The following is a 14,951-nucleotide window of genomic DNA, read 5'->3' as shown; positions in this document are numbered from 1 at the left end:
AGATGCGTTTGATATTGGACGGGTTGATTCGCCGCGACTAGCGTTTCAATTGCATGAACGGGAAAGGCTTGCCCCTTGGAGTCCTTCGATCCGATCACCCTGGAGGTCTATTGGAGCCGCCTGATCTCCATCGCCGATGAAGCGGCGACGGGTCTGCTGCGGACCGCCTTCTCCACCATCGTCCGCGAGTCGAACGATTTTGCGACCGTGCTGATGGATGCGAATGGCGATTCCATCTCGGAGAATACCGGCGGCATCGCCTCCTTCTCCTGCATCCTGCCGAAGACGACGAAGCATTTTCTGCAGCGCTTCCCGATCGAGACCTGGCAGCCGGGCGATTGCGTGATCACCAATGACCCGTTCCTGGCGACGGGCCATCTGCCGGACTTCACGGCGGTCAGCCCGATCTTCCATGGTGGAAAAATCGTGGGCTTCGCCGGGTCGATCGCGCATTCGCCGGATGTCGGCGGCGCGCTGTGGTCGGCGGATTGCCGGGAGCTGTTCGAGGAAGGCATCCGCATCCCGCCCTCCCGCCTGTTCCGCGCCGGGCAGCGGAATGAGGATCTGGTGGAGCTGCTCTCCGCCAATGTCCGCATCCCCGGCCCGGTGATGGGCGATCTGGAAGCGCAGGTGGTGGCGAATGAGGTGGCGGTGCGTCGCCTCGCCGAATTTTTGGACGACACAGGGCTGGAGGATTTGCAGGGCCTGTCGGAGGCGTTGCAGATTCGCGCCGACCAGGCCATGCGCCGCGCCATTGCGCAGGTGCCGGATGGCATCTACCACGCCACGCTGGAGGCCGATGGCTTCGATGACCAGGTCACGCATATTGCCTGCGCCGTCACGGTTTCGGGCGAGACGATGCATATCGATTTCGCCGGTACCTCGCCACAGATCGATCGCGGCATCAACTGCGTGCTGAACTACACACATGCCTATTCGGTCTATCCGGTGAAATGCGCGCTGGATCCCTTCACCCCGCGGAACGAGGGCAGCTACCAGGCCATCACCGTCGCGGCGCCGGAGGGGTCCATCCTCAACCCGCGCTTTCCCGCGCCGTGCAGTGCGCGGCAGCTCACCGGGCATCTGCTGGCGGGCGTGATCTACAAGGCGCTGGCGGATGTGCTGCCGGACAAGGTGCTGGCGGAATGCGGTGGCGCGCCGACCATGCGCGCGCTGTTCAGCGGGCTGGACCAGAATGGCGACCGCTTCTCCCAGGTTCTGTTCGCCAGTGGCGGCATGGGCGCCAGCCCGCATCGGGATGGGCTGCCCACCACCGCCTTCCCGACCAATGTCGGCGCCGGCTCCATCGAGGCCTATGAAAGCGTCGCGCCCCTGCTGGTCTGGCGCAAACAGCTTCGCGCCGATTCCGGCGGCGCCGGACGGTTCCGGGGCGGACTGGGCCAGGAAGCGGAGATCGAGGTCCGCACGCCGGCCGCCGTGCGGCTTTCGCTGCTGTCGGACCGGCGCGATCATCCGGCACAAGGGCTGCTCGGCGGTGGCCCCGGTGCGCCGGCGGTGATCGCCATCGATGACGGCACCAAGCCGCACCCGAAATCCCGCACCAGCGTGGAAACGGGGCGGCGCGTGACCCTGCTGTACCCCGGCGGCGGCGGCTTCGGCGACCCGAAGCAGCGCGACCCCGAAGCCGTGCGCGCAGATATCCGCGACGGCTACATCACGGAAGAGGCAGCGATGCGTGACTATGGGGTGAAGGCATGAGCACGGGCACGGCACGCATCGGCGTCGATGTCGGCGGCACCTTCACCGATTTCGTGCTGCATGACCCGGTTCGGAAAATGGTCGCCACCGGCAAGCGCCTGACGACGCCGGACGATCCGAGCGAGGCGATCATCGCCGGCACGATGCGGCTGCTGGAGGAAACTGGCCTCAAGCCCGCCGACCTGCACAGCATCGTCCACGGCACGACGCTGGTGACCAACACCATCATCGAACGCACCGGCGCCACCGTCGGCCTGCTGACCACGGCCGGCTTCCGGGACGTCATCGAGATCGGGCGTGAGACGCGCTACGATTTGTACGATCTGTATCTGGAAGCGCCCCCGACGCTGGTGCCCCGGCATCGCCGCCTGGAAATCCCCGAACGCATCGACGTGCATGGCGCCACGCTGCTGCCGCTGGATGAGGAAGCGGTTCGTGCGGCCGTGACGCGGCTGGTGGAGGTGGAGAAGATTGAGGCGCTGGCCATCGCCTTCATGCATGCCTACCACGCCGATCGGCACGAGATACGCGCGGGCGCCATCGTGGCGGAGATGTATCCCGACCTGCCGCTGTCGCTGTCGTCCCGCGTCGCCCCGGAAATCCGTGAATTCGAGCGCACCAGCACCGCCTGCGCCAACGCCTATGTGCAGCCGCTGATGCGCCGCTACCTGGACAAGCTGGAGGCGGATCTGGCAGCCCTCGGCTTTGTCGGGCGGCTGCATGTGATGCTCTCGGGCGGCGGCATCGCGGCGGTGCGGGATGCGAAGGAATTCCCCATCCGCCTGATCGAATCCGGCCCGGCGGCGGGCGCCATGGCGGCGTCCTTCCTGGCGCGGCTGACCGGCGAGAACCATGTCGTCTCCTTCGACATGGGCGGCACCACCGCCAAGATGTGCCTGGTGGAGAATGCCGCGCCGGACCGGAAGTTCGACTTCGAGGCCGGTCGCGTGCGCCGCTTCCAGAAAGGCTCGGGCCTGCCGCTGAAAGTTTCGGTCGTGGACATGATCGAGATCGGCGCCGGCGGCGGCTCCATCTCACGCGTCGATGAGGCCTCCGGCCTGATGAAAGTCGGGCCGCGCAGCGCGGGCGCGAAGCCGGGGCCGATCTGCTACGGGCGCGGCGGCACCGAGCCCACGGTGACCGATGGCGATCTCGTGCTCGGCCGGCTGGATCCAAAATACTTTTTGGGCGGCGAGATGGCGCTGGACCCCAACGCCGTGCAGCGCGCCATCGAGACGGGCATCGCGAAGAAGCTTGGCGTGGAGCGGGACATGGCGGCGCTCGGCATCCGTCGCATCGTGGATGAGACGATGGCCGCCGCCACGCGCATGCATCTGGCGGAGAAGGGGCGCGATCCGCGCCGGTATACGCTCATTGCCTTTGGTGGCGCGGGGCCGGTGCATTCCTATGACCTGGCGCGCCTGTTGAAGATGAAGCGCATGCTGGTGCCGCTCGGCGCCGGCGTTGCCTCGGCGCTCGGCTTCCTCGTCGCGCCGCCGGCGACCGATTTGGTGCGCAGCCATGTCGGGCGGCTGGAGCGGCTGGATTGGGACCATGTGAATGGCCTGCTGGCGCAGATGGAGGAGGAAGGCCGCGCGCTGCTGCTGGAAACGGGCGCCGACCCCGACCAGATCACCGCACTCGCCGCCGCCGACATGCGCCATGTCGGCCAAGGCTTCGAGATTCCTGTTAAGCTGCCGTCCATGAAGCTGAGCGCCAAGGACCTTCCGGAAGTTCGGGAAAACTTCTTCGCCAGCTACCGCGAACGCTTCGGCCGGGCACTGACCGACCTGCCGATCGAGGCGCTGTCCTGGCGCGTCGCCTGCCTCGCACCGGGCCGCGACATCCAGCTTGCGGAAGTTGCCAACACGGCAACCGAGAGCTTCACCGATGCCGCACGCGCCGCGCGTGGCGTGCGCGAGGTTCTGTTCGAGGGCATCGGCTGGCGCCCCTGCCAGGTCTATGACCGCTATGCGCTCGCACCTGGTGCCAGCTTCATCGGACCCGCGCTGGTCGAAGAACGTGAATCCACTTGCGTCATCGGGCCGGAGGCGAAAGTCTCAGTGGACAGTTTTCGGAATCTGGTCGTCGAACTGCCCTGAGGACCCCAAAACTGCACAGCGCCGCGCCACCAAGAAGCGCGGTGAACAGGGAGATGCGAAAGCATCACGGCACTCACCCCCGTCGCGCTGCGACGGCGATAAGGAGATGGACCATGGCAACACGTCGTTCCCTGCTGGCCGCGAGCCTCGCCCTGCCGGCGCTGCGACCGGCAATGGCGCAGGACGTCTTCCCCAGCCGTCCGATCACGCTGGTGATTCCCTGGGCCGCAGGCGGCTCCACCGATGTGATGGGGCGCGTCATCGCGCAGGCGATGTCCATCGATCTCGGCCAACCCGTCGTGGTGGAAAATCGCGGGGGCGCCTCCGGCACCGTCGGCCACGGCATCGTCGCGCGCGCGCGGCCGGATGGATATACATTCCTGCTCGGCACCAACAGCACCTATGCGATCGCGCCGCATCTGATGCGGAACCTGCCCTATGACAATCGCGCCGCCTTCACCGGCATCAGCCTGGTGGCGCGCAGCGCGCAGGGTCTGTGCCTGCATCCCTCCGTGCCGGCGAATACCCTGGCCGAGTTCATCGCCTACGCGAAGTCCAGGCCGGGTGATGTCGCCTATTCCTCCGCCGGCATCGGGGCCAGCAGCCATCTGGCGACGGAGCTGTTCCAGGCAAAATCCGGCACGCGCCTGCTGCATGTGCCGTATCGTGGCGGCGGTCCTTCCGTGCAGGGCCTGCTGGCGGGCGAAGTGGCCATGTCCTTCGTCGATCTCGTCACCTGCCTGCCCTTCCGCGCCAACAACCAGCTCAAGGTGCTCGGCGTCGGCACGGCGCAGCGTTCGGCCTTCGCGCCGGAACTGCCGACGCTGGCGGAATCCGGCGTGGCCGGTTTCGCCTCCTCCACCGATGTCATCATGCTGCTGCCGGCCGGCACGCCGCAGCCGATCGCGGCGCGGCTGACGGCATCCTTGCAGAAGGCGCTGCGCGATCCGGCCACCAAGGAAAGACTGAACTCCATGGCGGTGGAGACCATCGGCAGCAGCGCCGCCGAACTCGACGCCTATTGGACGGAGGAGCTCGCCAAGTGGGGCGACATCATCCGTACCCAGAACATCACCATCTGAGGGAGGATCCGCCATGCTGACCCGTCGTCTCGCCCTGGCCGCCTTCACGGCAGCACCCTTCGCAAACCTGCACGCGCAGGGCGCCTGGCCGGAACGCGCGGTCAGCTTCACCATCCCCTTCCCACCCGGCGGATCGGCCGATCTGCTGGCGCGGCTGGTGGCGGACCGCATGGGTCCGCTGCTGGGTGCGAACGGGCGGGTGGTGGTGGAAAACCGCGCCGGCGCCGGCGGCACCATCGGCAGCGATATGGTGAAGCGCGCGCCGGCGGATGGTCACGCCATCCTGCTCGGCACGCCTTCCACCCACGGCACGGTACCGGCGCTGCAGCCGGATACCACCCCCTATGATCCGGTCGCCGATTTCACGCCGATCGCGATTTTGGGCCGTGCGCCGATCGCGCTCGCCGTGCCGACGAATTCGCCGCATCGCGACCCGCAGGCGCTGATCGCCTGGCTGCGCGCCAATCCCGGTGCGGGAAGCTGGGGCAGTTCCGGCTCCGGCAGCGTCGGGCATCTGGCCGGGGAGCTGATGAATCTCTCGGCTGGCGGCCTGCGCGCGGAACACATTCCCTATCGTGGCGGCGCCCCGCTGGTGGAGGCGCTGACCAAGGGCGAGGTGCAGTATGGCTGGGAACCGCTCGGTTCGATGGCGGCCGCGGCGCGCGACGGGCTGTTCCGCATCATCGGCATGGGCACGCCCACGCGGCATCCGCTGTTCCCGGATGTGCCGACCATGCAGGAAACCGGCGTGGCGGGTTTTGCGGCCAGCACCTGGAACGTGATGCTCGGCCCGAAGGGCATGCCGCCCGCTATCGTCACGCGCTTGAACGCCGCGGCGAACCAGGTGCTGGCGATGGAGGATGTGAAGGCGCGCCTCGCCAGTGCCGGCATCGATGCGGTCAGCGACAGCACGCCTCAATCCACCGGCGCCTTCATTGCCGGTGAGTTTGCAAAATTCAAGGACATCGTATCGCGCGCCCGGCTGAACCTGGCACGCTGAGGACAGATCATGAGTGACGTCATCGCGGATCGCCTTAACCGCATTTCCCCTTCCCAGACCACCGCCATGCGTCAGCGCGCGCAGGCGCTGAAGGCGGAGGGGAAGGATGTGCTGGCGATCTCCTCCGGCGAGCCGGATTTCGACACGCCGGAACACATCAAGGATGCGGCGATCGCCGCCATCCGCGCCAACCAGACGCGCTACACGGATATCTCCGGCACACTCGCTTTGCGCCGCGCCGTGGCCACGAAATTCAAGCGCGACAACGGGCTGGACTACGCGCCGGATGAGATCCTGGTTGGCACCGGCGGCAAGCAGGTGATCTATGACGCGCTGATCGCGACCATCAATGCGGGCGACGAGGTCATCATCCCCACCCCCTGCTGGGTGTCCTACCCGGATATCGTGGGGCTGGCCGATGGCACGCCGGTGCTGCTGCCCTGCGGCCCGAATCAGGGTTTCAAGCTGACGCCGGAGCAACTGGAAGCCGCGATCACGCCAAAGACCAAGTGGCTGATCGTCAACACGCCGTCCAACCCGACCGGCGCGACCTATTCGGCGGAAGAGCTGCGCGGGCTGTGCGACGTGCTGCTGCGGTATCCGCAGGTTCATATCCTGACAGATGACATCTACGAAAAGCTTGTCTTCGACGGGCGCCGCTTCGCCACCTTCGCGCAGGTGGAACCGCGCCTGCGGGACCGCACGCTGACGATGAACGGCTGTTCCAAATCCTACGCGATGACCGGCTGGCGCATCGGCTTCGGCGGCGCCCCGCGGCATCTGATCAAGGCGATGGACAAGCTGCAGGGGCAATCCACCTCCAACACCTGCTCCATCGCGCAGGCCGCCGCGGTGGCCGCGCTGGAAGGCCCGCAGGATGCGACGGAGGCGATGCGTCAGGTGTACGAGGCGCGGCGCAACCGCGTGGTCGCATCCCTCAACGCCACGCCGCATCTCCGCTGCCACCTGCCGGAGGGTGCCTTCTATGCCTTTCCGGACATGACCGCCTGCCTCGGGATGACCACGGCGGCCGGCACGAAGATCACCAATGACTGGGACTTCGTCTTCGCGCTGCTGACGGAACAGGGCGTCGCCACGGTGAACGGCGCCGCCTTCATGTTCCCCGGCCATTTCCGCATCAGCTTCGCCGCGGCCGATGCGCTGCTGGAGGATGCGTGCATCCGCATCCACCGCTTCTGCGAGGGGCTGAGCTAAACGTCCCGCGCGCCGGAGGCCCTGGCGGCGAAGGCCTCCGGCACCGGCTTGCCCGCATCGGTGAAGGCCTTCCGCAGCGCCTCCACATTCGGGCTGAAGATGGTCTTGCGGTTGGCCACCGCCCATTCGTGGGATCCGCGCACCGTCTCCAGCGATTGCTGGAAGCGCGGCATCACCCAGCGGGCGAACAGCTCGTAGCTGCGCCAGGTCTGTTCGCGATTGGCCCAGTCATGCGCGCGGAACAGGAAGCCGCCGAAGCCGCCCTCGCTTTTCTCCACCAGGTTCTCGATGCCGCGCGCCACCGTCTCCGGCGATCCGACCAGGGTGGTGCCGGCCTGCACGCCATCCGTCAGCGGGTCCTGCGACCTTCCGGGCGGGCGGCCGAGCGCATCCTCGAAATAGGTCACCGTCTCCAGCCGTTCGCCCACCCGCACATCGGCCAGCGCCTGTTCGTCGGTTTCCGCCACATGCACGTTCATCACCATGCGCCAGTCGCGGCGGCTGATGGTCTTGCCATGCGCGGCCGCCGCATCCTCCGCGATCTTCCATTGGCCGGGCAGCGCGGAAGGCCCGCCCGGCATGCCGGCGCCAAGCGAGAGGATGCCGACGCCATGCTTGCCCGCCACGGCCGGCCCCGCGGGCGTCAGCGTACTGGCCACCGCGATGGGGAAATGCGGATCGCTGTAGGGCTTCAGGTGCAGCCGCGCCTCATGCATCTCGAACCAGTCGGTCTTGCGCGTCACCGGCCCATCGCAGGCCAGCAGTGCCATGATGGCCTCCAGCGACTCATCCATCCGGCGCCGCTGCGTCGAAGGTTCGATGCCGAGCATATAAGCGTCCGAGACCAGCGCACCTGGCCCGCAACCCAGCATCACCCGCCCGCGCGTCATGTGGTCCAACTGCACGAAGCGCTGTGCGACGAGGAAGGGGTGGTGATAGGGCAGGCTGGTGACGCCGGAGCCGAGGCGGATGGTCTTGGTGCGTTCCGCCGCCGCGGCGATGATCAGCTCGGGCGAGGCAATGGTCTCCCACCCCGCCGAATGATGTTCCCCGATCCAGGCCTCGTCATAGCCGAGCCGGTCGAGCAGCTCGATCATCTCGATATCGCGGGAGATGGCCAGTGTGGGGTTGTCCCCCAGCCGGTGGAAGGGTGCCAGGAAGATCCCGAACTGCATGCCCCGCTTCGCCATTGTCGCGTCTCCCTCGTCCGGACGAAACTTCAACCCGAACCGTCCAACGGGTCAAACGGGCCCGACTAGACTGGGCGGTCGCCCTGGATGGTCACGCGATTGCCGTAGCGGGTCGCCGGCCAGTAGTCCCACATCGCGCGGTGCTGGGCGCATCGATTGTCCCAGAAGGCCACGGAATTGGTCCGCCAGCGGAAGCGGCACTGGAATAGCGGGTTGGCGCTGTGCTCGAACAGATAGGCCAGGATGCCGGTGCTCTCATCCGCCGGAATGTCCAGGATGCGGCGGGTGAAGCCCTTGTTGACGAACAGCGCGCGCCGGCCGGTGACGGGATGGGTGCGGATCACCGGATGCACCGCGCGCGGATAGACGGGTTTGTCCTGCACGCCGAGATTGGCATAGGTGCCACGATAGACATCCTCCCCGTCATGCAGGGCGGTCAGGCCCTCCAGGTAGGTCTTCATGCGATCCGACAGCGCGTCATAAGCGGCATACATATTGGCGAACAGCGTATCGCCACCGACCTCCGGCGACTGCTTGATGTAGAGGATGCTGCCCATCGGCGGCTCCTCGTCGCAGGACACGTCGGAATGCCAGAATTCGCCATTGGCGCGCGGGCTGTCGCGATCGGCCTTGATGATCATCAGGGCGGGGTGGCCCTCCGTGGGGGCGGCGGGGTGGATGTGCAGCTCGCCGAATTGCTGGCCGAAGGACAGGTGCTGTTCGGCGGTCAGGGTCTGGTCGCGGAAGAAGATCACCAGATTCTCGGCGAGCGCCCGGTGAATTTCCTGCATCTGCGCCTCGGTCGGGTTGCCGATATCGACGCCGCCGATCTCGGCGCCGATCACCGGCGTCAGCTTTTCCACCGTGATGCTGCGATAGGGGGCGCCGGCCTCCGCGCTGTGCTTGTAGCGCGGGCCCTTGGCGCCCGTCGGATTGGCGGGGCTGACATGGTTCATGGTGGTTTCCTTCCCGGTGCCGCGGCACGGCATGATGGGAACAGCAGCGCCGGGGGTGCGTCAACTCACCGCTTTACATTCGCGCGGGCCGCACGATTTCTGGAATGATGCGAAGTCTCAGCCCCCGTCGCACCACCCTGGCGGCACTGTTGCTGATCGCCGGCAGGCCCGCCTTGGCCCAGCCTGCGGATGCCGCCTGGCAGGCCCTGACGGAAGGCGCGATCGTGCTGTTTCGCCATGCCATCGCCCCCGGTGGCGGGGACCCGCCGGGCATGCGGCTCGGCGACTGCAGCACGCAGCGCAATCTGGATGATGAGGGCCGCGCCCAGGCCAGGCGCATCGGCGCCGCCTTTCGCGACCGGGGCATCGCGGTGGGGGCGGTGCTGGCCTCCGCCTGGTGCCGCGCCGTGGACACGGCCGAACTGGCCTTCCCGGATCAGATGCGGGTGGAGCCCGCCTTCAATTCCTTCTTCGGTGCGCGGCAGGAGGCGGAATCCCGCACGGTGGCGGCGCGGCGGCTTTTATTGGCCTGGGACGGGCACGGGGCGCTGTTCGTCGCGACGCATCAGGTGAACATCACCGCGCTGACCGGCATCTTCCCGGCCTCGGGCGAGGGCGTGGTGCTGCGGCGGGACGGCGAAATGCTGGTTGTGGTGGGGCGCATCCGGCCATGACGCCGGCACTCGCCATCCTGCTGCTGGTGTTGACGCTCGCGGCCGGTGTGGCGGTGGGGCTGCTGTTCCTGCAACGCGCCCGCCGGCCCTGGCTGGTGACCACGCACCTGGTGCTGGCGCTCGGTGCCACTGCCGCGGTTGCGTTGCTGGTCTCGGGCGGCCCGGCCGGTGCCAGCCCGCCCGGCCTGGTGCCGCTGGGGATGCTGGCGGTGTCGCTCGCCGCCGGCTGGTCCGCCGGCCGCATCGCGCGGCGCCGCCGTTCGGGCGCCACCCTGTTGCTGGCCAGCCATGCGGTGCTCGGCGTGGCGGGCTTCCTGGTCTTCCTCGCCTGGGCGCGGAACCTGTAGAGCGCACAGTTGAAAAGCGCGCCGCCACCTCGCATATCGCGCGCCGCGCAAACCAACTGAGGACCTGTCCGATGAGCGATACCGTGGAGCGGCATGAATTCGGCGCCGAGGTCGGCCGCCTGCTCGATCTGGTCGTCCACGCGCTGTACTCCGACCGCGAGATCTTCCTTCGCGAACTGGTGGCCAATGCCGCCGACGCCACCGATCGCCGACGGTTCGAGGCGCTGACCGACCCCGCACTGATGGCCCCCGAGGGCGCGAAGCTGCGGATCGTGCCGGACAAGGCGGCGCGGACGCTGACCATCTCCGATTCCGGCATCGGCATGGCCAAGGCCGACCTGGTGCAGCACCTCGGCACCATCGCGCGCTCCGGCACGGCGGCCTTCGCCAAGACGCTGGCAGATGCGCCGGCGGCGGACAAGCCCAGCCTGATCGGCCAGTTCGGCGTCGGCTTCTACTCCGCCTTCATGGTGGCGGAACGGGTGGAGGTCACCTCCCGCCGCGCCGGGGGCGAGGAAGCCTGGCTCTGGGCCAGCACCGGCGCCGGCGACTACACCCTGGCGCCCGCGACGCGGGAGGAAGCCGGCACGGACATCGTGCTGCACATGAAGCCGGATGCGGAGGAGTTCCTGGAGCCGATCCGGCTGCAGACCATCATCCGCAAATGGGCCGACCACATCACCATCCCCATCACCGTGGCCAAGGACGGTGTGGATGAGCCGGCGAATGAAGGCACCGCGCTGTGGCGCAAGTCCAAATCCGAGGTGACGGAGGAACAGACCACCGAGTTCTACCGCCACCTCGGCAACATCTTCGACAAGCCCTGGTCCACCCTGCATTGGCGGGCCGAGGGCGCGCTGGATTTCACCGCGCTGCTGTTCATCCCCGGCATGAAGCCCTTCCAGGCGGTGGAGGGGGAGCGCGAAAGCCGCGTGCGCCTGCATGTCCGCCGCATGTTCATCACCGATGAGGCGGCGCTGCTGCCGCCCTGGCTGCGCTTCGTGCAGGGCGTGGTGGATACGGAAGACCTGCCGCTCAACGTCTCCCGCGAAATGCTGCAGGCCACCCCGGTGCTGGCCCGCATCCGCCGCGCCGTCACCAGCCGGGTGCTGTCGGAACTGAAGACCAAGGCCAAGGATGCTGAGTCCTTCGCCGGCTTCTGGGAGAATTTCGGCCCGGTGGTGAAGGAAGGCGTCTGGGAGGATGCCGAGCACCGCAAGGACCTCGCCCCGCTGCTGCGCTTCCGGTCCTCCGCGGTGGAGGGCTGGACCTCCCTGCCCGACTATGTGGCGCGGATGAAGCCGGGGCAGGAGGCCATCTATGTCCTGCTCGGCGACAATGCCGAGGCGCTGGCCAAATCCCCGCAGCTCGAAGGTTTCCGGGCCAAGGGGGTGGAGGTGCTGCTGCTGACCGACCAGATCGACGCCTTCTGGCCGGAACGCCTCGAGAAGTTCGAGGACAAGCCGATCCGCAGCATCACCCAGGGCAGCATCGACCTGTCCGCGGTGGAAGGTGCCGCCCAGGAAGGGGAGGCCGCGGACCTCGCGCGCCTGCTGCCGCTGCTGAAGGATGCGCTGAAGGAGCATGTGGCGGATGTGCGCGGCACGGACCGGCTGGTGGACTCTGCCGTGGTGCTGGCTGCCGGCGAGATGGGGCCGGACCTCCAGATGCAGCGTCTGATGCGCCGCGCCGGCCGTGGCTTCCCCGGTGGCTTGCCAGTGCTGGAGGTGAACCCCCGCCACGCGCTGATCCGCCGCCTGGCGGAGCAGGCGGCGACGGATACCGATCTTGCGGACAGCGCCGGCCTGCTGCTGGATCTGGCCCGGGTGCAGGATGGCGACACGCCGCGGGATCCGGTGGCCTTCGCGCGCAGGGTGGCGGAGGCGCTGGCGATCGGCGGCTGAAGCGCGGGCGGCGCCGGCGGGGAGAGCCCCGCCGTTGTTGCCCGCCCCCCTCACCCAACCCCCCAAAAGCGGGGGGAGAGGGCTTTTGGGTGGTGTCAGACGATGCCGGTGCGCAGCAGGTCGTGCAGGTGGACAATGCCGACCGGCACGCCCGCCTCATCCACCACGAAGATGCTGGTGATGTTGCGCTCGTTCATAATTCCCAGCAGGTCCGGCGCCAGCGTGTCCGGCGGCACGGTCAGCGGTCGGCGGTTCATCGCCTCCGCCACCGGGCCGTTGACGAAGCCGCGCTGGAAGGCGCGGCGCAGATCGCCATCGGTCAGGATGCCAATGATCCGGCCTGTGGAATCGACGATGCCGGTCACGCCGAAACGGCGCGAGGTCATCTGCACGATCGCCTCGGCCAGCATTGCCTGTTCCGTCACCAACGGCACTTCGCCCGCCGCATGCATCAGGTCCCGCGCCCGCTTCAGCCGCGCACCGAGCTTGCCGCCCGGGTGGAATTCGCGGAAATCGGCTGGGGAGAAGCCGCGCGCCTCCAGCAGGCACATCGCCAGCGCATCGCCCATGGCGAGTTGCATGGCGGTGGAGGTGGTGGGCGCCAGGCCGTTCGGGCAGGCCTCCGGCATGCGCGGCAGCGTCAGGCAATGATCCGCCGCGGAACCCAGGGCGCTGCTGTCGCGGGAGGTAATGGCGATCAGCGGCACGTCGAAGCGGCGGGTGTAGCTGATGATATCGGCCAGTTCCGGCGCCTCCCCGGACCAGGACAGGGCCAGCACGGTATCCTCCGGCCGGATCATGCCCAGGTCGCCATGGCTCGCCTCGGCCGGATGCACGAAATGGGATGGCGTGCCGGTGGAGGCCAGCGTCGCGGTGATCTTGCGGCCGATATGGCCGGATTTGCCCATGCCGGTGACCATCACACGCCCGCTGCCGCGCAGGATCAGCTCCACCACCGCCAGCACGCGGTCGCCGAGCTCGCCCTCCATCGCGGCATCCAGCGCCACCAGGCCCTCGGCCTCCAGCGCCACGGTCCGGCGCAGCGTGGCGCGGCGCCGGGCTTCGTCATCCGGCCTGCCTGCAAGACCATCCATCACGCCGCTCCTGTCAGCATGTCGCGGGCGCGCCAAAGGTCTTCCGGCGTATCGACGCCAAGCGGCACGTCGTCCACCACCACCGCGTCGATCCGCATGCCGGCCTCCAGCGCGCGAAGCTGTTCCAGCTTTTCCCGCAATTCCAGCGGCGAGGGCGGCAGCGCCACCATGCGCTGCATCGGGCCGCGCCGCCACGCATAGAGGCCGATATGGTGCCAGAGCGGCCCCTCCCCGGTCGGTGCGGTGGCACGCGTGAAGTACAGGCAGCGGAAGCGGCCGGGCGCGATCTCGCTGCCCACCATCTTCACCACGGAGGGCGACACGCGCTCCTCCGCCCGGTGGATCTGCGCCACCAGCGTGGCGGCATCCACCGCCTGGTCGGCCAGCGGGCCGAGCGACGCGCGGATGGCGGCGGGCGCGATGGTCGGCAGATCGCCCTGCACATTCACCACCACATCATGCAGACCCTCCGGATCTACCGCCGCCAGCGCCTCCGCGATCCGGTCGGTGCCGGAGGGGTGGTCATCGCGCGTCATCTGCACCCGGCCGCCGGCGGCACGGATTGCCTCCGCCACCTCCGCGCTGTCGGTCGCCACCAGCACGGGGCCGATTTCGGCCTCCATCGCCCGGCGCCAGACATGCACGATCATCGGTTGGCCGAGGATATCCGCCATCGGCTTGCCCGGCAGGCGGGTGGCCGCCATGCGTGCCGGGATCACGACGATCGGCTTCAAGCGCCGAAGCCCTTCACCAGCGCGTCGATCTGCATCAGGCGCCGGATCAGCGCCTCGAACTGCGCGAGCGGCACCATGTTGGGGCCGTCGGAGGGGGCGTTGTCCGGGTCCTCATGCGTCTCGATGAACAGGCCGGCGACGCCGACGGCGCAGGCGGCGCGGGCCAGGGTTTCGACGAATTCGCGCTGGCCGCCGGAGGACGTGCCCTGCCCGCCCGGCTGCTGCACGGAATGGGTGGCATCGAAGATCACCGGCAGGCCGGTGTCGCGCGCCATGATCGGCAGCGACCGCATGTCGGAAACCAGGGTGTTGTAGCCGAAGGACGCGCCGCGTTCCGTCAGCAGGACATTCGGGTTGCCGGCACCGGTCAGCTTGGCGGCGACATTCTTCATGTCCCAAGGCGCCAGGAACTGGCCCTTCTTGACGTTCACCGCCCGCCCCGTCGCGGCGGCCGCCAGCAGCAGGTCGGTCTGCCGGCAGAGGAAGGCCGGAATCTGCAGCACATCCACCGCCTCCGCCACCGGGGCGCATTGGGCGGCGTCATGCACATCGGTCAGCACCGGCAGGCCAAGGCTTTCGCGGATTTCGGCGAACACCGGCAGCGCGGCAGCCATGCCGAGGCCGCGCGCGGCGCTGGCGGAGGTGCGGTTGGCCTTGTCGAAGGAGGATTTGTAGATCAGCCCGATGCCGAGCCGGCCGCAGATCTCCTTCAGCGCCGTGGCTGTCTCCAGCGCATGGGCGCGGCTTTCCATCTGGCAGGGGCCGGCGATCAGCGCGATCGGCAGGTGGTTGCCCAGGGTGACCGGGCCGATCCGCACGCTTTTCGACTTGTCCAACGACAACACTCCATGCCCGCCCCCAGAAGGGGTGCCGTGACTTATCCCAAGGCCCGAGGCCGTTCAATCGGCGGCCAGTTCCCGGCCCGCGCAGTGGC

13 protein-coding genes are annotated in these 14,951 nt (G+C 68.2%); 8 read left to right on the top strand and 5 right to left on the bottom strand.

Annotated elements, in window-relative coordinates; all coding sequences use genetic code 11:
• The first annotated feature begins 75 nt into the window (after positions 1-75).
• From ACFHNC_RS19460 to ACFHNC_RS19440, 5 genes are all read left to right on the top strand, one after another.
• Entirely contained in the window at positions 76-1,719 is a 1,644-nt protein-coding gene (locus ACFHNC_RS19460) for a hydantoinase B/oxoprolinase family protein (protein ID WP_437170901.1), read from the top strand.
• Positions 1,716-3,821 (top strand): hydantoinase/oxoprolinase family protein, encoded by a 2,106-nt coding sequence (locus tag ACFHNC_RS19455; protein WP_437170900.1) that lies wholly within the window; start codon positions 1,716-1,718, stop codon positions 3,819-3,821. The genes ACFHNC_RS19460 and ACFHNC_RS19455 overlap by 4 nt, the downstream gene beginning before the upstream one ends.
• A gap of 113 nt (positions 3,822-3,934) precedes the next feature.
• Positions 3,935-4,903, top strand: a complete 969-nt coding sequence (locus ACFHNC_RS19450; RefSeq protein ID WP_437170899.1) for a Bug family tripartite tricarboxylate transporter substrate binding protein — start codon at positions 3,935-3,937, stop codon at positions 4,901-4,903.
• 13 nt (positions 4,904-4,916) lie between these two features.
• Positions 4,917-5,903 (top strand): Bug family tripartite tricarboxylate transporter substrate binding protein, encoded by a 987-nt coding sequence (locus ACFHNC_RS19445; protein WP_437170898.1) that lies wholly within the window; start codon positions 4,917-4,919, stop codon positions 5,901-5,903.
• A gap of 9 nt (positions 5,904-5,912) precedes the next feature.
• Complete coding sequence (locus ACFHNC_RS19440; protein ID WP_437170897.1) at positions 5,913-7,118, top strand: pyridoxal phosphate-dependent aminotransferase; 1,206 nt, start codon at positions 5,913-5,915, stop codon at positions 7,116-7,118.
• Here ACFHNC_RS19440 and ACFHNC_RS19435 read toward each other — a convergent pair.
• Both ACFHNC_RS19435 and ACFHNC_RS19430 read right to left on the bottom strand, forming a co-directional pair.
• Positions 7,115-8,308, bottom strand: a complete 1,194-nt coding sequence (locus tag ACFHNC_RS19435; RefSeq protein WP_437170896.1) for an LLM class flavin-dependent oxidoreductase — start codon at positions 8,306-8,308, stop codon at positions 7,115-7,117. The genes ACFHNC_RS19440 and ACFHNC_RS19435 overlap by 4 nt on opposite strands.
• A gap of 65 nt (positions 8,309-8,373) precedes the next feature.
• A complete protein-coding gene (locus ACFHNC_RS19430; RefSeq protein ID WP_437170895.1) occupies positions 8,374-9,264 on the bottom strand; it encodes a TauD/TfdA dioxygenase family protein in 891 nt (296 codons plus the stop codon).
• 104 nt (positions 9,265-9,368) lie between these two features.
• On the opposite strand from ACFHNC_RS19430, the gene ACFHNC_RS19425 reads away from it, so the two are divergent.
• From ACFHNC_RS19425 to htpG, 3 genes are all read left to right on the top strand, one after another.
• On the top strand, positions 9,369-9,938 hold the full coding sequence (locus ACFHNC_RS19425) for a histidine phosphatase family protein (protein ID WP_437170894.1): 570 nt from the start codon (positions 9,369-9,371) through the stop codon (positions 9,936-9,938).
• Complete coding sequence (locus ACFHNC_RS19420) at positions 9,935-10,285, top strand: hypothetical protein (RefSeq protein ID WP_437170893.1); 351 nt, start codon at positions 9,935-9,937, stop codon at positions 10,283-10,285. The genes ACFHNC_RS19425 and ACFHNC_RS19420 overlap by 4 nt, the downstream gene beginning before the upstream one ends.
• Before the next feature lie 71 nt (positions 10,286-10,356).
• A complete protein-coding gene (gene htpG, locus ACFHNC_RS19415) occupies positions 10,357-12,189 on the top strand; it encodes a molecular chaperone HtpG (RefSeq protein ID WP_437170892.1) in 1,833 nt (610 codons plus the stop codon).
• A gap of 95 nt (positions 12,190-12,284) precedes the next feature.
• Here htpG and ACFHNC_RS19410 read toward each other — a convergent pair whose 3' ends face one another.
• From ACFHNC_RS19410 to kdsA, 3 genes are read right to left on the bottom strand one after another with little or no spacing between them, the layout of a single operon-like run.
• The gene (locus ACFHNC_RS19410) at positions 12,285-13,283 is read right to left on the bottom strand and encodes a KpsF/GutQ family sugar-phosphate isomerase (protein WP_437170891.1); all 999 of its coding nucleotides are present in this window, start codon (positions 13,281-13,283) and stop codon (positions 12,285-12,287) included.
• Positions 13,283-14,017 (bottom strand): 3-deoxy-manno-octulosonate cytidylyltransferase, encoded by a 735-nt coding sequence (locus ACFHNC_RS19405; protein WP_437170890.1) that lies wholly within the window; start codon positions 14,015-14,017, stop codon positions 13,283-13,285. Before ACFHNC_RS19405 ends, ACFHNC_RS19410 begins: the two co-directional genes overlap by 1 nt.
• The gene (kdsA, locus tag ACFHNC_RS19400) at positions 14,014-14,853 is read right to left on the bottom strand and encodes a 3-deoxy-8-phosphooctulonate synthase (protein WP_437170889.1); all 840 of its coding nucleotides are present in this window, start codon (positions 14,851-14,853) and stop codon (positions 14,014-14,016) included. Before kdsA ends, ACFHNC_RS19405 begins: the two co-directional genes overlap by 4 nt.
• Positions 14,854-14,951 lie beyond the last annotated feature (98 nt).

Origin of the sequence: Falsiroseomonas sp. E2-1-a4 (assembly GCF_051433165.1) — a bacterium.
GTDB lineage: Bacteria > Pseudomonadota > Alphaproteobacteria > Acetobacterales > Acetobacteraceae > Falsiroseomonas.
Note: the sequence above shows the minus strand (reverse complement) of the source record. Positions and strands in the feature narration are given on the sequence as shown.